This window comes from Bradyrhizobium erythrophlei, from assembly GCF_900129505.1.
GTDB lineage: Bacteria > Pseudomonadota > Alphaproteobacteria > Rhizobiales > Xanthobacteraceae > Bradyrhizobium > Bradyrhizobium erythrophlei_D.
Genome location: NZ_LT670818.1, coordinates 1,253,473 through 1,273,473, shown reverse-complemented (window position 1 = coordinate 1,273,473; position 20,001 = coordinate 1,253,473). Strand labels below are relative to the sequence as shown.

The 20,001-nt window shown below is 62.8% G+C and carries 12 protein-coding genes; 10 read left to right on the top strand and 2 right to left on the bottom strand.

Annotated features, from left to right (window positions below):
* Positions 1-558 precede the first annotated feature (558 nt).
* Positions 559-7,248 (top strand): VCBS domain-containing protein, encoded by a 6,690-nt coding sequence (locus tag B5525_RS06005; protein ID WP_079565185.1) that lies wholly within the window; start codon positions 559-561, stop codon positions 7,246-7,248.
* A gap of 153 nt (positions 7,249-7,401) precedes the next feature.
* Positions 7,402-9,633, top strand: a complete 2,232-nt coding sequence (locus B5525_RS06000; protein ID WP_079565184.1) for a CHASE2 domain-containing protein — start codon at positions 7,402-7,404, stop codon at positions 9,631-9,633.
* A gap of 161 nt (positions 9,634-9,794) precedes the next feature.
* Here the strand turns inward: B5525_RS06000 and B5525_RS05995 are convergent, their stop codons facing one another.
* Positions 9,795-11,399, bottom strand: a complete 1,605-nt coding sequence (locus B5525_RS05995) for an ABC transporter substrate-binding protein (RefSeq protein WP_079565183.1) — start codon at positions 11,397-11,399, stop codon at positions 9,795-9,797.
* Positions 11,400-11,607: 208 nt separating this feature from the next.
* Between B5525_RS05995 and B5525_RS05990 the strand changes: the two genes are divergently transcribed.
* The 8 genes from B5525_RS05990 (at position 11,608) to B5525_RS05955 (ending at position 19,317) form a co-directional block, all read left to right on the top strand.
* Positions 11,608-13,269 carry an ABC transporter substrate-binding protein gene (locus B5525_RS05990; RefSeq protein WP_079565182.1) on the top strand — a complete coding sequence of 554 codons (1,662 nt, stop codon included), beginning with the start codon at positions 11,608-11,610 and terminating at the stop codon, positions 13,267-13,269.
* A 148-nt stretch (positions 13,270-13,417) separates the two neighbouring features.
* Positions 13,418-14,371: an ABC transporter permease gene (locus B5525_RS05985; protein ID WP_079565181.1), complete on the top strand. Its 954-nt coding sequence runs from the start codon at positions 13,418-13,420 to the stop codon at positions 14,369-14,371.
* Positions 14,372-14,375: 4 nt separating this feature from the next.
* Positions 14,376-15,278, top strand: coding sequence for an ABC transporter permease (locus B5525_RS05980; RefSeq protein ID WP_079565180.1), 903 nt, complete (start codon positions 14,376-14,378; stop codon positions 15,276-15,278).
* Positions 15,279-15,282: 4 nt separating this feature from the next.
* A complete protein-coding gene (locus tag B5525_RS05975) occupies positions 15,283-16,350 on the top strand; it encodes an ABC transporter ATP-binding protein (protein WP_079565179.1) in 1,068 nt (355 codons plus the stop codon).
* Complete coding sequence (locus tag B5525_RS05970) at positions 16,347-16,544, top strand: hypothetical protein (protein WP_079565178.1); 198 nt, start codon at positions 16,347-16,349, stop codon at positions 16,542-16,544. The genes B5525_RS05975 and B5525_RS05970 overlap by 4 nt, the downstream gene beginning before the upstream one ends.
* Positions 16,541-17,953: an Asp-tRNA(Asn)/Glu-tRNA(Gln) amidotransferase GatCAB subunit A gene (locus tag B5525_RS05965; RefSeq protein ID WP_079565177.1), complete on the top strand. Its 1,413-nt coding sequence runs from the start codon at positions 16,541-16,543 to the stop codon at positions 17,951-17,953. Before B5525_RS05970 ends, B5525_RS05965 begins: the two co-directional genes overlap by 4 nt.
* Positions 17,950-18,933 carry an ABC transporter ATP-binding protein gene (locus B5525_RS05960; RefSeq protein WP_079565176.1) on the top strand — a complete coding sequence of 328 codons (984 nt, stop codon included), beginning with the start codon at positions 17,950-17,952 and terminating at the stop codon, positions 18,931-18,933. The genes B5525_RS05965 and B5525_RS05960 overlap by 4 nt, the downstream gene beginning before the upstream one ends.
* A gap of 114 nt (positions 18,934-19,047) precedes the next feature.
* A complete protein-coding gene (locus tag B5525_RS05955) occupies positions 19,048-19,317 on the top strand; it encodes a GlsB/YeaQ/YmgE family stress response membrane protein (protein ID WP_079565175.1) in 270 nt (89 codons plus the stop codon).
* A 72-nt stretch (positions 19,318-19,389) separates the two neighbouring features.
* On the opposite strand, the gene B5525_RS05950 is transcribed toward B5525_RS05955, so the two are convergent.
* Complete coding sequence (locus B5525_RS05950) at positions 19,390-19,806, bottom strand: DUF1236 domain-containing protein (RefSeq protein ID WP_079565174.1); 417 nt, start codon at positions 19,804-19,806, stop codon at positions 19,390-19,392.
* Positions 19,807-20,001: the final 195 nt, after the last annotated feature.

Genomic DNA, 20,001 nt, shown 5'->3' with positions numbered 1-20,001 from the left:
CGATGATGGGCGGGGGGGCTTTTCGTTTATTTAAAGCCGGCCGTCAGCGGCCGGAAAGCGGGAAACAGGCTGAAACCCGCCTCACCGGTTCGCTGACAATTTTATGCATCGCCGGCTGCGAATTAAACGGGACACTCGCAAAGAGCGGAAAGCACATGCAATGGTTGTGTCGAGTCGGATTTCCCGGAGATATGGCTAATTGGCCACCCCTCACGCCATTTGTTATCCAGATCACAGTTTTAGCTGAGAAAATGGCGCAGTGTCCTGCAACGGAATGCAAGAGGTAGATTAGATAAGTATCCGTATCTAATTCTATACTTTCGATTAGACTATAATGCCTGGTCTATGCTTTAGATACTTGAGTCTATACATGGGGAGTCCGCTATGAATACTTAGCTATCTGATGATTCGACAGAAAAGATGGCGCGGATCGGTTCTGCGAGACCCGGTTGTACGGACTTGCACAAGCAGGAGATGGTTTCGCAATGCTTACCCCGGTGATATGCAAGTTTAGACGATTGAAATTTATATAGTTATTAACCATCCGCGGTGGTCCTATTGAATTACGCCGGTAAATTCGACGCCAACTTTGCTGCTGACGGCTCGGGTCTGCATCAGCAGGGACATGGCCACGTCGAGACGATGACCGCGCATGCGACGCATGCGCCGGCAGGTGCGATCATCGTTCCCGACTCGCAGCTGCTCTTCAACGGCGATTTCAAGCGTTCCGGCGTCGATCTCGTCCTTTCCCACGACCACCGCGAACTGGTCCTGCACGATTACTTCAAGGGCGAGAAGCACGCGGCACTGTCGTCGCCCGATGGCGCGCACCTCACCGGCGATCTCGTCGACGCGCTGACCGGCCACACCGAATACGCGCAGGCCGGCGGCGGCGCGGCTGCGGCTCAGGTGATCGGCCACGTCACCAAGCTCGCAGGCACCGCGACCGTGGTCCGCAACGGCGTTTCGATCATCCTGAACAATGGCGACAACGTCGAAAAAGGCGATGTGGTCCAGTCCGGCTCCGATTCGACGCTCGGCATCACCTTCATCGACGGCACCGTGTTCGGCCTCTCGTCGAATGCGCGAATGGTGCTCAACGAAATGGTCTACGACCCCAACGGGTCGAACAATTCATCGCTGATCAGCCTGGTGGCGGGGACCATCTCCTTCGTCGCCGGCGAAACGGCGAAGCACGGCGACATGAAGGTCGACACCCCGGTCGCGACCATGGGCATCCGCGGCACCGCGGTTCTGGTCGAGATCGATTTCAACGTTCCCGGCCAGGGCGGCGCGCCGGACGCGAAATTCCAGGTTCTGGTCGAGCCGGACGGCACCACCGGCTCCTACATCCTGTTCGACAAGAACACGCTGACGCCGATCGCGACCGTCAACCAGGCCGGGCAGCAGATCAACATCAGCCAGGGCCAGGTCTCCATTACCAACTCGCCGCTGCCGCCCGAAATACAAAAGCTCATCACCGACGTGTTTTCGCTGAAGTTCACCGACAACTCCAATCCGAAAACCTTCGATCATTTCACCGATGTCGGCATTCCGCAGTCGCTGCAGCCGGTTTCCCTGCCGAACGGCCTCAGCGCGACGCCGGTCATCGTCAACATCAACTTTGCCAACAATACGACGCAGCAGAATCCGAACGCGCCGGGCAACTCCAATCCGCACATTCCCGGACCGCCGATCGCGGGGATCGTCGACTCAGCCGGTCACCCCACGACTGTCTTTCTTGCGGCTGAACTCGCCGGCAAGACCCATGATACCACTGACCCCGACTCCGTCTTCCTCAAGGTCAACTGGGTCGATAACAACGCCGGCGATGTTCCTTCGGCCTTGGTGAAGTTCGGTGGTTTCACCTACCAGAACGCGGCGCACGGCGACGTCACTTCGACATTGAACGCCCAGCAACTTGCGGACATCGTGGCGACCGAAATCAATCTCGTTCCGGTCCCCGATCCCGGCAATAAAAATCACGGTTCGGCGACCATTACGTACAGCTTGCCGGACAACGCTTTCGACTTTCTCGCAGCCGGCGAGACGGTAACGCTCACCTATACGGTTGAGGTCCACAACAACTTCGCCGCGAACGACGAGGTTACTCTGCTTCCGTTTACGATCACGATTACCGGCACCAATGACGTTCCCGTCATCACTAGCAGTGCGCCGACGATCGCGTTTTCGGGCGGCACCAGCGTGCCGGGTGGCCCTCTGACCACAAAAGTCCCGACGTCGGGCACGCTGGCCTTTGACGATGTCGATCTGACCGACACCCATACGGTTTCAACCGCGCTGACAGGCGCGGTCGGGGTGCTCAACGGGGTCACGTTGCTCAACGGCGTCGATAAGCTCCCGCCAGGCCCGCTTGGTCTGCTTGAAGCGGCGCTCAGCGCGTCGATTGCAAACGACAGCACCGGGACCGGCAGCGGCACGATCCACTGGAAACTCGCCGATCTCCCGGTTTACGTCGCCGATTTCCTCTCCAAGGGTGAAATCCTGACGCTCACCTATACGGTGACGCTGACGGATTCGCAGGGCGCCACCACCACCAAGAACGTGATCGTCACGATCACCGGTACCGACGAGGCTGCCGTGGTCTGGATCGACACCAAGCCGGTGCCCGAGTCCGGCGCGCTGTGGAGCGACCCGACCAACTGGGAAACCGGTACCGTTCCGACGGCGAACGATGACGCCATCGTCATCACCGATCAGCTGCACGGCCTGTCGCCGTCTTTTCCCGTCACCATCGATGCGCCGGCCGTCGCGAAATCGCTGACCATGAACGACTTCGGGACCTTGCCTCCGCAGTTGATCAATCAAAGCACGCTGACGATCGGCGGCGCGCTCAATCTCAGCGCCGACTCAATTGTCAAGAATTTTGGAAGCATCAGTGTCGGCGGGCTGGCGGAGATTCTAAATCAAAGCGTCCTGCAAAACTCCGGTTTCATCACGCTCGCCGACGGCGGCGATTTCAAGACGTCCGTCGCGATCGCGAATTCCGGGACGATCGAAGTCAGCGGCGGCACGCTCAATATCCTGGATGTCGTCGACAATTTCGGCGGCAATCTCACGGTCGACGACGAAGCCAGGCTGACGTTGAACGGCGCGGGCATCGAGGGCGGCACCGTCACCAACAGCGGCGAGATTGATCTCACCGGCGCGGCGGTGCTGGAAAACGGCTGGCTCGGCAATTCGGGCACGATCGACGTCAGCGGCCTTGGAAACGCGCTGCACAACGAGCATGTCACCGCCAACAACGGCCTCGAGATTCTCTCCGGCGGCGCGCTCACCATCGACCAGGACTCGACGGTCACCAACACCGGGATGATCCGCATCGACGATGGCGCCGCTGGTATCGGCGAACTGACGATAGACGATGCGACCATCGACGGCGGCTCGGTCCTGAATTCGGGTGCGATCAATCTCACCGGCTTGGGCGTGCTGAAAAATGGTTCGCTGTCCAATTTCAACTTTACCCTCGTCTCTGGCCTCGGCAACGCGTTGCACGACGAGACGGTCGCGGTTGGCGGTGCCCTGCAAATTGTTTCCGGTGGCGCGCTGATCGTTGATCAGGGCTCCACGGTTTTCGATCCCTTTTCCTGGGAGGTTGTTGACGGGACGCTGACGCTGGACGATGCGACCATCAACTCCGGAGTCGTCTTCAACGACCCGGGTGGCATCATCGATCTCACCGGAAGTGCCGTGGTCAAGAACGGTTCGCTTTTTAATTTCGGCCAACTCAACGTCTCAGGTGCCGGCAATGCGCTTCACGATGAGACCGTAACCAACGGGGCCGCGTTGGAGGTTCTCTCCGGCGGCGCGCTGCTGCTTGACCAGGGTACTGCGGTCACCAATGCCGGCGGCACGATTACGGTTGATGCCAACGCCACACTGACACTTGATACCGCAACGATCGGCAGTGGAACGCTCAGCATTAGCGGCACGTTGGATGCGACGGGTAACGGCACCCTCACCGATGTAGGCATCACCAACCACGGCCTGATCGAGGCGACCGGCGGGATATTGACGATCGATCCCGCCGCGCTCGTCACCCTGACCAATTTCGGCACGCTGGAAGCGAATGGCGGCGAACTCGACATCACCGGCGAGCCGGTGATCAATACCGGGACGCTGCAGGCGATCGGCAACTCGACGCTGAAGTTGGCCTCCCTGGCGGTGACCAATACCGGCGGCATCGTGACGGTCGGCAACGGATCGACGCTCGATCTGACGGGCGTCACCATCAATGGCGGGTCGCTCGGCAATTCCGGCCGGATCGACCTCAGCGGCACCGGCAACGCGCTGGACAAGGTGACCGTCACCGCCAATCACACGCTTGAGATCCTGGCCGCCGGCCTGTTGCTCCTTGACCAGGGCACTACGGTCGCCAATGCCGGCGGTACGATCACGGTCGACGGTACCGCGAGGCTGGTGCTGAACCATGCGACCATCGACGGTGGCACGATCGACGATTACAACACGGTATCGGGCAGCGTCGTCGCCGGCCTCATCGATGTCACGGGCGACAGCACGATCAGCGGCGCCAGCCTGAACTACGGTGACGTCAAGATCGAGCAAGGCATCTCGCTGACGCTGGACAATGTGGCGGTGACCGGCACCAGCATCGAGGTGGACAGCCCGGTCAGGTCCGCGCCCGGCGATCTGATCCTTGAGAATGGCACTACCATAACCGACAGCCAGCTGACCATTGATGGTAATGACCTGCTGACGCTGAAGGGTGCCACCATCAATGGCGGCGTCATCACCGACAACGGCATCATCGATGCGATCAGCGGCAGCAACACGATCGGGGCCGGAACCACCGTCCATAATCATGGAACGATCGAAGCGACCGGCGGTACGCTGACAATCCACGGGGCCATCGTCAACGACGGCGCGCTGAAGGCCGAGGGCGGCACGCTCGTCATCGACGGCGACGTCAGCGGCACCGGAACGGCCATCATCGGCAACGGCGGGACGCTGGATCTCGCCGGAGAGGACGCGCAGGCCATCACGTTCGACGGTCCCGGCACGTTGAAGCTCGAAGCCTCCTCGAACTTCACCGGCACCGTCAGCGGTCTTGCGAGCATCGATCTTGCGGGTACGATCGTCACCAGCGCTTATTTCGACGGCTCGACGCTGCTGGTGAACGGCAAGCCGGTCACGTTTGATATTTCGGTGCCGGCGGGCGACGCGGTGGCCTTCAAGAGCGATGGCTCTGGCGGAACTATCCTCAAGGTCTTGCCGCAGGTGCTCAGCGTGGGGGCGCCCGCTCCGGTTGCCGGCGTCGAGGGCGCGGCGATTCATCTTGCCTTCTCCGATACCGTCACCGGCGCGAACCTGGCCAGCTTCGTGATCGGCGAAATTCCATGTGGCGCGGTGATCACGGATGGAACGCCGGGTCACACCTATACTTCCGGCAGCGCCGACGGCTCCGTCGATGTCGCCTCCTGGAACCTGTCGAACCTGACGATCACGCCGGCCGATGCCGCCAACTTTACGCTGAAGGCGCTGGTGACCGCGGTCGACGGTTACGACTACAGCTTGCCGGAAACCGAAATCGTGGTCGTCAGCCCGACGGCACCGACAGTGGCGCCGGTGGCGGAGAGCGGCCTCGAGGGCACGGCGATCGCGCTCGACCTCGGCACCACGGTCAACGGCCTGCCCGGCGACACCAACAGCCTGGCGTCGCTGGTGGTCAGCACGATCCCGGCGGGGGCAACGCTGAGCGACGGGCATGGCCATAGCTTCACGGCGGTCGCGGGCTCGACCTCGGTCGACGTCCACGACTGGACCCTGTCGAGCCTGGCCATCAAGCCCGCCGATGCCACCAGCTTCACGCTGCACGTGGCCGCGACCGAGCATGACGCCGAAGGCAATCTCAGCGCGACGGCGAACGGCACCGAGGCGGTGACGGTCACGCCCGACGTGCCAATGATCGTGAGCGAGACCGATCCGGCGGAGCAGGCGGTGATCGTCGTAACTCCGGGTATGCCAATCGTCCTTGCTCCGGGCAGCATCAACAATACGCTCGGCCTCAACACGGAAACGTTCAACGGCCAGTCGGAGGGCTCGCATTCGAACAATGGCGCCGGGCATGGCAATTTCTACAGTACAGCCCTCAACGCGACATTTTCCGCATCGGGACATGCCGGTGTGGTCGATGATTCCTCGAGCGTCACTTCGGCTCCGTTCATCGGACCCCTGCCGGGGGGGACGGATACGACGAATTATTTGAGCATCGGCGGCGGCGCCTCGGAAACCATCACCTTCGGGGCTGAAGAAAACGCCTTTGGTCTTTATTGGGGATCGGTCGATTCCTACAACACGATCGCTCTTTATCATGGCGGGACGCTCGTCGCTTCCTATACAGGCGCGGACATCGCGCCGCTGTTGGCGAACGGCGGGCAGGGCTCGTTCGCCTCGAACGGTTACGTCGAGTTCTATGGCCTTCCGTCATTCGACAAGGTCGTGTTGGGCTCGACTTCAAACGCCTTCGAAATCGACAACATTTCCGCGGGGTCGATTCCGGGGCCGCACGCCGAACTCGCGGCGCCGATTGCCGGAACGCTTTCCGTGAGCGATGCCGCCGTCGGCGATACGCTGACGGCGTCGGTGCTTGGAGACGCCGTCGCTACCTACAACGGCTCAACCACGCTGCCGGGGAACGTCAACCTTGCCGGGCTGATCAATGCCGGCGACGTGACGTTCGACACTGCGACCAGTGACGGCGGAACGGATGTCCTGCACTGGACCTACAACGCCAACAATCCGGACCTCGATTTCCTGAAGTCCGGCGATACGCTTACCCTTACCTTCACGGCCCAGGTCAACAACGGTCTCCACACCTCCGTCGATCAACCGCTGACCATAACCATTGCCGGCACCAATACGTCGGCGGATCTTTCGCAATTCAAGTTCGTCAACGGAACGTCGCAAAACGACACGTTCGGTGACGTGCACGGCAATGTGACGATCTTCGGGGCCGGCGGCCAGGATACGTTTGTGTTCAAATCCAATTTCGGCAATCCGACGATCGCGGACTTCAACGTCAACAATGACACCATCAACATCAGTCACACGCTGTTCACGAGCGTTCAGGCCATACTTGCCAGCGCGCAGTCGGCCAATTCGGGTCACGACACGGTCATTACCGATAGCCATCATGATACGATCACGCTGCTCGGCGTGACAGTCGCGCAACTGCAACAGCATCCCAGCGATTTTCACCTGGTCTGATCCGGTTGCCCGCTCAAAGGGGTGTTGCGGATGCAGGGAATGTTGCCGCCGAATGAGGCCCGGGGTAGCCGATGTCCCCCGGATTTCCCGTAAAGAATTCAAAATACTCTCGCCGGACGTGATCAATCCGCCTCAGCATGATATCTCGATAGCATGAAGCGACTGAGGATATGGCGACGCTGGTTCACACGGCGGATCGGGTATGCGCGGCTGGTGTGCCTCGCACTTCTGATCGGCTTTGCGGCGCTGCGCGTCGCCGATCCGGCGCCGGTCGAGGAAATCCGGGTCAGGACCTTCGATACTTTCCAGCGTTTGGACCCCCGCGCCAAGCTCGCCAAGTCGCCGGTCACCATTGTCGACATCGACGAAGCCAGTCTTGCGAAGATCGGCCAGTGGCCGTGGTCGCGGACGCTGCTCGCCGACATGGTCTCCGACCTCACCAAACTCGGGGCTGTCGCGATCGCCTTCGACGTCATTTTCGCGGAGCCCGACCGGCTCAATCCGGACGTCGCCGCCGATAGCTTCCGCAACCTCGACGAGGAAACCAGGGCCAAGCTGCGCGCGCTGCCGAGCAACGACCAGGTTTTTGCCGACGCCATGCGGCACTCGCGCGTGGTGCTGGGTGAATCCGGCCTCTCCGAACCGAGAGCCGATCTCGACACGTCGCTTCCGGTGACGGGGCTCGCGATGCTGGGCGAGGATCCGCAGCGGTTCATGATCCAGTTCCCAGGGCTGTTGCGCAACACGCCGGTGCTGGAAAAGGCCGCCGCCGGGCGCGCGCTGCTCACCATCAGGCCGGAACGCGACGGCATCGTGCGGCGGGTGCCGATGATCATGCTGGCCCAGGGCGTCACCATGCCGTCGCTGAGTTTCGAGCTGTTGCGGGTGATCACCGGCACCGACACCATCTTCATCAAATCCGATCAGGCAGGAATCAAGAGCGTCGGCGTCAAGGGTTTCCAGATTCCGACCGACGCCAACGGCCAGCTCTGGGTTCATTTCGGGCACCGCGATCCCACGATCTATGTTTCGGCGAAGGACCTGCTCGCCAGCGACGTCCCGTCCGAGAAGATCAAGGGCAAGCTGGTGCTGATCGGGACCTCGGCGGTAGGGCTTAACGACATCAAGACCACGCCGGTGTCCCCGGCCATGCCGGGTGTCGAAATCCACGCCCAGGTGCTCGAAAGCGCGCTGACCCAGGCGGTCCTTTCGCAGCCGAGTTACGGCATCGCGCTGGAATTCTTCGCCGCGCTGGCCCTTGGAATTCTGGTGCTCATCTTCGCACCGACGTTCGGCCCGGTCACCCTTGCCGCCATCGGTGCGCTGTTCGCGACGCTGCTGATCGGAACGTCCTGGTATTTCTATGCGCACTACCGGCTGCTGATCGATTTCACCTATCCGTTGCTGTCGACCACCGCGATCTATCTGACCCTGATCTTTACCAGCTTCGTCAGGGAGCAGGCGCAGCGGCGGCAGATCCGTTCGGCGTTCGGCCAGTATCTGTCGCCGGCGCTGATTGAACAGCTGGCGCAGTCGCCGGAAAAACTGGTACTCGGCGGCGAGGAGCGCGAGATGACCATCATGTTCTCCGACGTCCGCGGCTTCACGACGATCTCGGAATCCTACAAAAGCGATCCGCAGGGCCTCACCACCCTGATGAACCGCTTCCTGACGCCGTTGACCAATGCAATCTTGGCGCGCAAGGGCACCATCGACAAATACATGGGCGACGCCATCATGGCGTTCTGGAACGCGCCGCTCGACGACAAGGAGCACCAGCTCAACGCCTGCGAAGCCGCCGTCGACATGCTGGAGCGGATCGACGAGCTCAACAAGGTGCGCGAGCAGGAGGCGCAGCAGGGCGGTCACGTCTACATTCCGATCAATGTCGGCGTCGGTCTGAACACCGGCACTTGCGTGGTCGGCAACATGGGGTCCGACCTGCGCTTCGACTATTCCGTGCTGGGCGACAGCGTCAATCTGGCCTCGCGGCTGGAAGGACAATCCAAGGAATATGGCTTTCCGATCATCGTCGGCTCCAAAACCGCGCTCGCGGCCAAGGAAAAGTTCGCCATCCTCGAACTCGATTTCATCATGGTCAAGGGCAAGAAGGAGCCCGAGGTCATCTACGCCATCGCCGGCCGCGAGGACACCGCGCATTCCGGCCGCTTCCAGCGGCTGCGCAACCTGACCATCGAGATGCTGGCGTGCTATCGAAGCCGCGACTGGGAGGGCGCACTCGCCGCGATCGAGCGCGGCCGCCGCACCGATGACGCCGGCGCGCTGGAGCTTTTGTACAATCTATACGAAGCGCGCATCCGCAATTACCAGAACAACCCGCCCCCGGAAGACTGGAACGGCGCGTTTGCGCTGCTGACGAAGTAGAGGCGCGTTTCATTTGCGATTGTCGTCACCCGCGAAGGCGGGTGATCCAGTATTCCAGAGGCTTCCGTGATTGAGCCGAAAGGCCGCGGCGTACTGGTACTCCGCTTTCGTGGAGTATGACGGCCGTTGTTCGCGGCCAGGCTGGCGCCAGACCCGGATCCTCACTCCAGCCCGATCTGCGTCAAGTCCTGGAACCAGTGCTGGGCCTGCACGAAGTGCTTGATCTTGGGCGACAGCGCGTGCGGGTTGGTGTCGTGCACCACCCACACCAAAACCGCGTCGTCGACTACAAGCGAGTGCGCCTGCGCGATTAGTTCGTCCTGCTTGGCGGTATCGAAGGTCTGCTTGGCCTGGTTGATCAGCGCGTCGACCTTTTCATTCTTGTAGCCGCCCCAGTTGACGCCGACCGGCGCGACCTGGTCGGAGGCAAAGAAGCGGACGATGGCGTAGAGCGGGTCGGAGGTCACATAGGCGATGTTGTTGGCGGTGATGCCGGCGTTCATTTCGTCCGCCGCGCCCTTGCGCCAATGGGTGTAGAGCGTTTCGAGCTCGACCACCTTGAAGTCGATATCGATGCCGACCTCCTTGAAACTCTGCTGCAGGAATTCGTTCATCGGCAGCGACAGCATCTGCCCGGTGCCGCCCTGCGCGATGATGAAGGTGGTCTTCAGCGGCTTTTCCTTGGAGTAGCCGGCTTCCTCCACCAGCTTCTTCGCCGCCGCCAGGTCGTATTTGATGTCGAAGGTCGGCTTGCCGAACCAGGGGCTCGACGGATCGACCTGACCCTTGGCGGGCTTTGCCAGTCCGTTCATCAGCCCGACCACCGCGTCGCGGTCGATCGCCAGATTGAGCGCCTTGCGCAGGCGGATGTCGGTCCAGGGCGAGCCCGGCAGCACGCTGAGGTGATAGTTCCAGACATGCGGGGTGATATTGTCGACGATCCGCATGCCCGCCGATTTGAGCTGCGGCACCGCGTCGGGAGCCGGCGTTTCGATCAGGTCGACCTGCCCGGCGAGCAGCGCGTTGGTCCGCGTCAGCGCCTCCGGCATCGGGATCAGCACGATCTTGTCAACCTTCGGAATCCGCTTCTTGTCCCAGTAATCCGGATTCTTCGACAGTTCGGCGAGTTCACGCGGCACCAGTTTTGTCAGTTTGAATGGTCCGGTGCCCGAAGGCTGGCTGGCGAATTTGTCCCAGTCGTTGCCGAGCTTGGCATATTGCGCGGGGCTGGAGACCAGGAACCAGAGCATCTGGTAGGGGAAGAGCGAGTCGACCGTCTTGGTCGTGATCTCGACCGTGGAGTCGTCGATCTTGGCGTAGCTCTTGACCGAGGGCAGGCGGGTCTTGACCTGCGCGCTCTGGCGCTTGTCAAACTGCGGTGCCTTGTCGTTGAGCACCTTGTCGAGATTCCAGATCACCGCGTCGGCGTTGAAGTCGCTGCCGTCGTGAAACTTGACGCCCTTGCGCAGGGTGAAGCGCCATTTGGTCTTGTCGGTATCGTCGACCTTCCATTCGGTGGCGAGCCCCGGCACCAGTTTGCCGGGCCGGTCCGACACATCCATTTCCCAGGCCACCAGCGGATCGTAGATCGTATAGGCGGTAAATTGATAAGCGCCGGCACCGCGATCCGGCTGGCCCGTCGTCAAGGGAATATCGGCCATCGAAATGCCGTATCGCACCACCGTTTCGGCCTGCGCGGAAAGCGCCGACAGGGAGCCAGCCACGGCGAGTGCAATGGCGGCAAGGATCGAGTTTCGGGTGCGCATGAACTAGGCTCCATTGGAAGGGTACCGAAGTACGCACTTGCAGGTGCAAGGTTGATGCCAGATTAGGCATCCTTGCGTGTTTTCCGGCGGGGGCTCACAAGCAGTTGTCGCGTCAAAGGCAATTGAGCGGGCAATTCGCTTCCTTGGCACAGCCGTTGCATAAGATTGCATAAGAATTAATCATCGAAGTCGAGAAGGATAAGCTCAGATGCGTATCGATAAATCGGGACGAAGCCGCGCTGTTGCGGCGGCGATGCTGGCGGTCGCGGCGGTGGCGCTGCCGCGGATCGCGGCTGCCGAAACGACCTTGCGCATCGGTATGACCGCTGCCGATATTCCGCGCACGCTGGGGCAGCCCGACCAGGGCTTTGAGGGTAACCGCTTCACCGGGCTGACCATGTACGACGCGCTGACGATGTGGGATCTGTCCTCCGCGGACAAGGCGAGCGTCGTGATTCCCGGGCTTGCGACCGAATGGAAGGTCGACGATTCCGACAAGAAGAAGTGGACGTTCAAGCTGCGCCCCGGCGTCACCTTTCATGACGGCTCGCCGTTCGATGCCGACGCCGTGGTCTGGAACGTCGACAAGGTGCTCAAGCAGGATGCGCCGCAGTTCGATCCGAGCCAGGTCGGCGTGACCGCATCGCGCATGCCGACTTTGGTCTCGGCGCGCAAGATCGACGACATGACGGTGGAATTGACCACCAAGGAGCCGGACAGCTTCCTGCCGATCAATCTCACCAATCTCTTCATGGCAAGCCCGGCCAAGTGGCAGAAGTTTTACGACGCGGCACAAGGCGCGGACGCCAAGGCGAAATCACAGGCCGCCTGGGCGGCCTTCGCCAAGGACGCTTCCGGCACCGGTCCGTGGAAGATGTCGAGCTTCACGCCGCGCGAGCGGCTCGAACTCGTCAAGAACGGCAATTACTGGGACAAGGCGCGCGTTCCCAAGGTCGACAAGATGCTGCTGCTGCCGATGCCGGAAGCGAACGCCCGCACCGCGGCCTTGCTGTCCGGCCAGGTCGACTGGGTCGAGGCGCCGGCGCCCGATGCGGTCGCCGAAATCAAGCAGCGCGGCTTTGTCATCTCCACCAACGAGGAGCCGCATGTCTGGCCCTGGCAGTTCTCGCGCGTCGAGGGCTCGCCCTGGAACGACATCCGGGTCCGCAAGGCCGCCAATCTCTGCGTCGACCGCGAGGGCCTCAAGGACGGCCTGCTCGCCGGCCTGATGGTGCCGGCGACCGGCACCTTCGAGCCCGGTCATCCCTGGCGCGGCAATCCGACCTTCCAGATCAAATATGACAAGCCCGCCGCGCAGAAGCTGATGCAGGAAGCCGGCTACGGCCCGAACAAGAAACTCACGGTCAAGGTGCAGACCTCGGCGTCGGGCTCCGGCCAGATGCTGCCGCTGCCGATGAACGAATACCTGCAGCAGGCGCTGGCCGAATGCTATTTCGACGTCCAGCTCGACGTCATCGAATGGAATACGCTGTTCACCAACTGGCGGCGCGGCACCAAGGATCCGTCCGCCAACGGCGCCAACGCCACCAACGTGACCTACGCGGCGATGGATCCGTTCTTCGCTTTGGTGCGCTTCCTGCAATCCTCGATGGCGCCGCCGGTATCGAATAATTGGGGCTATATCAACAATCCCAAGTTCGATGAGCTGGTGACAAAGGCGCGCCAGACCTTCGATCCGGCCGAGCGCGACAAGGCGCTGGCCGAATTGCACGCGGCCTCGGTCGACGACGCGGCGTTCCTCTATGTCGCCCACGACGTCGCCCCGCGCGCGCTGAGCCCGAAGATCAAGGGCTTCGTGCAGCCGAAGAGCTGGTTCGTGGACTTCTCGCCGATCTCGATGGTGCCTTGATCGGCGGCTTGCTCTCTCTCTCTTCGTCATGCCCGGGCTTGACCCGGGCATCCACGCTTCTCTTCTTGTGGGCCAAGACGTGGATGGCCGGGTCAAGCCCGGCCATGACGGGTGAGAAATTCCTGACTGACTAACGCAAGGCAATTCCGTGCTCGCCTATATCCTCCGCCGCATCGTCTATGTGATCCCGATCGTCATCAGCGTGGCATTGGTGTGCTTCATGCTGGTGCACATCACGCCCGGCGATCCCTTGGTCGCGGTGCTGCCGGCCGACGCGTCGCAGGAACTCGCCAACCAGATGCGCATCGCCTATGGCTTCGACCGGCCGCTGCCGGTGCAGTTCGGGCTGTGGCTGTGGAAGGCGGTCAACGGCGATCTCGGCCATTCCATTGCCACCGGCCGCCCGGTGCTGTCGGAAGTGATGCGCGCGGTCGGCAACACCGTGACGCTGGCGATCGCAGCCGCCATGATCGGGTTTACGCTCGGCCTGTTCTTCGGCCTGATCGCCGGTTATTTCCGCGACAGCTGGATCGACAAGGTGGCGACCTCGATCGCGATCGCCGGCGTCTCGGTGCCGCATTACTGGCTCGGCATGGTGCTGGTCATCATCTTCTCGGTGCAGCTCAACTGGCTGCCCGCGGTCGGCGCCGGGCCCGGCGGCTCCGGCGCCTGGGGATGGGACTGGGAGCACATCCGCTATCTGATCCTGCCCGCGGTTACGACCTCCGTGATCCCGATGGGAATCATCACCCGCACCGTGCGCGCGCTGACCGGCGACATCCTGAGCCAGGATTTCGTCGAGGCGCTGCGCGCCAAGGGCTTGCGCGAGACGCATGTGTTCCGTCACGTCATCAAGAACGCCGCGCCGACCGCTCTTGCGGTGATGGGGCTGCAACTCGGCTACATGCTCGGCGGCTCGATCCTGATCGAAACCGTGTTCTCCTGGCCGGGCTCGGGGCTGCTATTGAATTCGGCGATCTTCCAGCGCGATCTGCCGCTGCTGCAGGGCACCATCCTGGTGCTGGCGCTGTTCTTCGTGTTCCTCAATCTCCTGGTCGATATCGCGCAGGCCGCGATCGACCCGCGCATCAAGCGGAGCTGAGCCCATGAGCGTCAGCCCCACCGGCGTGCTATCGGACGAGGCCCTGCAGTCGGCACCAGCGACAAAGGCCCGCGGCTATTGGGCAACCGTCGGACGGCGCATCACGCGCGACAAGGTCAGCATGGCCTGCGCCTTCATTCTGGCGCTGATCTTCCTCTCCGCGCTGGCAGCACCCTGGCTCGGGCTGGCCGATCCCTACCAGGGCTCGATGATCCGCCGGCTCCGCCATATCGGCACGCCGGGCTATCCGCTCGGCACCGACGAACTCGGCCGCGACATGCTTGCACGGCTGATCTATGGCGGGCGACTGTCCTTGATTGTCGGCATCCTGCCGGTGATCCTGGCCTTCGGCATCGGCACCTCGCTCGGCCTCGTCGCCGGCTATGTCGGCGGCAAGCTCAATACCGCGATCATGCGCACCATCGACGTGTTCTATGCCTTTCCCTCGGTTTTGTTGGCGATCGCGATTTCAGGCGCGCTGGGGGCGGGCATCGTCAACTCCATCGTCTCGCTGACCATCGTGTTCGTGCCGCAGATCACCCGCGTCGCCGAGAGCGTTACCACCGGCGTGCGCAACATGGATTTCGTCGAGGCCGCGCGCGCTTCCGGCGCCGGCCCCTTCACCATCATGCGCGTGCACATGCTCGGCAATGTGCTGGGGCCGATCTTCGTCTATGCCACCGGGCTGATCTCGGTGTCGATGATCCTCGCCGCCGGCCTGTCGTTCCTCGGCCTCGGCACAAAACCGCCGGAGCCGGAATGGGGGTTGATGCTCAACACGCTGCGCACCGCGATCTACGTCAATCCCTGGGTGGCGGCGTTGCCCGGCGCGATGATTTTTGCAGTCTCGATCGGCTTCAACCTGCTCAGCGACGGCATGCGCAGCGCCATGGACATCCGGAACTGACGCCATGAACGAGACCGACGCAGCCATCGACATGCTCGAGCCGATCGAGGATCGCGGCGGCGCGGCGCAGCCGCTGTTGCAGGTCAACGGCCTGACCAAGCATTTCCCGGTCCGCGGCGATCTCTTCAGCAAGCGCAAGACGGTCCGCGCCGTCGATGACGTCTCCTTCGCCATCGCCAAGGGCGAGACCGTCGGCATCGTTGGCGAATCCGGCTGCGGCAAGTCGACCACCGCGCGGCTGTTGATGCACCTGATGCCGCGCGATGCCGGCGACATCATCTATGACGGCATGCAGGTCGGCCGCGCGCTGTCGCTGCGCGAACTGCGCCGCGGCATGCAGATGGTGTTCCAGGACAGCTACGCCTCGCTCAATCCGCGCCTCACCATCGAGGAATCCATCGCCTTCGGCCCGAAAGTCCATGGCATGGCGGAGAGTGCTGCGCGCGCGCTGGCGCGCGAACTGCTCGGCAAGGTCGGCCTGCGGCCGGAAAACTTCGCCAATCGCTATCCGCACGAGATCTCCGGCGGTCAGCGCCAGCGCGTCAACATCGCCCGCGCACTGGCCCTGTCGCCGCGGCTGGTGATTCTGGACGAGGCGGTATCGGCGCTGGACAAATCGGTCGAGGCGCAGGTGCTCAATCTTTTGGTCGATCTCAAGCGCGAATTCGGACTGACCTATCTCTTCATCAGCCACGACCTCAATGTGGTGCGCTACATTTCCGACCGCGTGCTGGTGATGTATCTCGGCGAGGTGGTCGAGTTGGGGCCGGTGGATCGGGTCTGGGACGCGCCGGCGCATCCCTATACCCGCGCGCTGCTGGCGGCGATGCCATCCTCCGATCCCGATCACCGCACCGAGACGCCGCCGATTTCGGGCGATCCGCCCAATCCGATCGATCCGCCGTCCGGCTGCCGGTTTCACACGCGTTGCCCGTTCGCAGAGCCGCTCTGCGCAAACGCCACACCAAAATTGACCGCGCTCGATACAATGGGCCATGAGGCGGCGTGCTATATGGCCATTCCAGGCTCGGGCCACAGCCGCGCGCCGGCAAAGGGAGCGGACACCGCATGACAAGACCTACCCCCAAGGAGATCAAGGCGATGGCGGATGTCGCGGGCGTGCCCGTCGACGCCGAGGTTGCCACGCGTATGGCCAATTCAATCGGACCCGCGTTCGAAGGCTTCGCCGCGATCGCCGGCACGCTGCCGTTCGATCTGGAACCTGCGACGTTTCTTCTGGTCCAAGCTGCCGAGGTGGCAAAATGAGCACCGAGCCGGCCCTGCTCTCGCTGACCGCGGTCGCCCAAGCCATCGCGCAAAAGCGTCTTTCCTCCCGCGAGGTGACGCAATCCTGCCTCGATCGCATTGCGGCGTGGCAACCCCGTCTCAATGCCTTCATGGCGATCGAGGCCGAGGCTGCGCTGGTCGCAGCCGACGCCGCCGACGCGGCGCTTGCGAAAGGAAAAATCAGCGGGCCGCTGCACGGCGTGCCACTGGCGCACAAGGACATGTATTACGATGCCGGCCACGTGGTCACCTGCGGCTCGAAGATCCGCCGGGATTTCGTCGCGACGACCACCTCCACAGCGCTGCAGCGTCTGAAGGATGCCGGCACGATTCGTCTGGGCTCGCTGCAGATGGTGGAATTCGCCTACGGGCCGACCGGGCACAACAGCCATTACGGCGCGGTGCATAACCCCTTCGCGATTGATCACATCACCGGTGGCTCGTCGTCGGGGTCGGGCTCGGCGGTCGCGGCCAGGCTGACCTTTGCGGCGCTGGGTTCGGACACCGGCGGCTCGATCCGGATGCCCGCGCATTTCTGTGGCGTGACGGGCTTGAAGACCACCTATGGCCGCATCAGCCGCGCCGGCGCGATGCCGCTGTCGCAATCGCTCGACACCGTCGGGCCGCTGGCGCGCACGGCGGAAGACTGCGCCCTGCTGCTCGGCCTGATGGCGGGCGCGGATCCTGCGGATCCCACCGCGAGCGCTGATCCCGTTCCGGATTACATGACCGCGACACGGGAATCGATCAAAGGCCTCACCATCGGCGTGCCCACCGCCTTTTATGTCGACGATCTCGATCCCGAGGTCGCAAAGATCCTCGACGAGACAATCGCCGTGCTCAAGCGCGAAGGCGCCAACGTCGTTACGGTCGAACTGCCCGACCAGCGCCAGCTCACCGCCGCCTGCCAGCTCGTTCTCGCGGTCGAAGCCGCCAGCTTTCACAAGCGCTGGCTAATCGAACGCCCTGGGGATTATGGGCCGCAGGTGCTGATGCGGCTGCAGAACGGGCTCGCGATACCCGGCGTGTCCTATCTCGAAGCGATGCGCTGGCGCGGTCCGGCGCTGGCCGCGTTCAACGCGGCCGTGGCTGATGTCGATGCCGTGATCGCGCCGGTAGCGCCGGTCCCGGCACCGACGATCGCCGAAAGCGACGTCGGCAACAGTCCGGATGCGGAAAGTGTGATCCAGCGGCTGACGCGCTTTACCCGCCCGATCAATTATCTCGGGTTGCCGTCGCTGGCGATCCCCGCAGGCTTTACCAACGCCGGGCTTCCCGTCGGCATGCAGCTGATCGGCCGCTCCTTTGACGAGGCCATGCTGCTGCGGATTGGGGCTGTGTTCCAGCGCGCCACCGATTTCCACGACAGGGTACCGAAGTTCGCATGACAAATCTCGTCAAGATCAGCGGCCTCAACATTCGCTTCACCGGCGAGCGCACCGTCCATGCCGTCAACGATCTCAGCTTTTCGCTCGGCGAAGGCGAGGTGCTCGGCCTGCTCGGCGAGTCCGGCTCGGGCAAGAGCGTCACCCTGCGCGCGCTGATGCGGCTATTGCCGAAAAAGCGTACGCAGATCTCGGGCAGCGTTCGGGTTCTCGGCCGCGACGTGCTGGCGCTCGATGACGAGGAACTGTCGGCGTTTCGCGGCCAGACCGTTTCGATGATTTTTCAAGAGCCGGCGCTGGCGCTCGATCCGGTCTACACCATCGGGGCGCAGATCGCGGAAACCGTGATGCGCCACGAGGGCAAGAGCCAAACGGAGGCCACGGCGCGCGCGCTGGAAATGCTGGAAGTGGTGCGGATTCCGTCAGCCAAGCGGCGATTGGAGGCCTATCCGCACGAAATGAGTGGCGGCATGCGGCAGCGCGCGATGATCGCGCTGGCGCTCGCCTGCAAGCCGAAAATCCTGCTCGCGGACGAACCGACCACCGCGCTCGATGCCACCGTTCAGATCCAGATCCTGCTGTTGCTGCGCGAGCTGCAGCGCGAGTTCGGCATGTCCGTCATCTTCGTCACCCACGATATCGGCGTCGCCATCGAAATCTGCGACCGCGTCGCGGTGATGTATGCGGGAGAAATCGTCGAACAGGGCACGCTCAGCCAGATCGTGCGCTCGCCGATCCATCCTTATGCGCAGGGGCTGTTGGCTTCCACCGTGCATGGCGCCAAACGCGGCCAGCGGCTGGAAACCATTCCGGGGACGCCGCCGTCGCTCGACAAGGCGCCCGCGAGTTGTTCGTTCGCGCCGCGCTGCGCCTCTGCCGAAGCCCGCTGCGTCGAGCGGCTGCCGCCCAATGTGCGGGTTGGGCCGGGACGGATCGCAAGGTGCATCCTGGCGGAACGCGCCGCGGCGGTTGGCGTGGCGTAACCGCCGCGAATACCGGGACTCCGAGATAGGAGTCGTCACATCGGGCAATTGTGGATAGGCTTTACCGGCGTCTCTCAAGAAACGACGCACGAAAAACCGGGGGGAGTTGTTTCGATGTATCTGTCCAATGAAGGCATTCTCGTTATTTTATTTGTCGGCCTGGTGGCGGGCTGGCTGGCCGGCAAGATCGTGCGCGGCACCGGCTTTGGCATCATCGGCGACATCTGCATCGGCATCGCCGGCGCGCTGGTCGCCACTTTCCTGTTTCCCAAGCTCGGCATCCATATCGGCACCGGCCTGGTCTCGGAAATCATCTACTCAGCGATCGGTGCGGTCGTGCTGCTCCTGATCGTGCGGCTGGTTCGAACCGGCGGCCGGCTCTGACGCCTGTTGCGTTGAAAAAGGGGGCCATCCGACGGACGGCCCCCAATCGATTCGATCGATGCCGCGGTCGTCTTATTCGACGACCTCGACGATCCGGTGGGTGCGCGGATCGACCAGGACCGTGCGGCTGTTCACGACCGTGTAGCGATAGTCCCGCACGCCATATTCCGGCGGCACGTCGTAATAGGTGACGCCTTCTTCCGGCAGGACCACGCCAACCCGGACGTCCTCGCGATATTGATAGGACGGAACGTGCCGCCCAGCGACATAGCTGTGGAAGCGGGGGCGTTGATCGACGCCGAGGACTCCGGCGACGCCACCGACCACGCCGCCAATCACACCACCAACAACGGCGCCGACAGGGCCGGCTGCCCGTTCGCCATCTCTTGAGCCCCGCTCAACCCCGCCGGGGACTCCCTGGGCCTGCACCGCGACAGGCAGCGCCACGGCGGCGACAACGGTGGCAATTCCGATAAAACGGCGGATCATGGCAACTCCAATGGTGCTGGCTAAGGTACAGGACAAGTCATGGGGGCCGATTAGGTTCCGGCCGCGCGAGGGTGCGCCGTCCCTGCAAAAGCGGCTCGCGCCGACCGTTTCCCAAGCCTGCGGTGGTAAACCGGTCGTTTGCCCGGGACTTGGTCCGGCGGTTCCCCTTGCGCCCCCTTACGCCTTCCTTGGGCC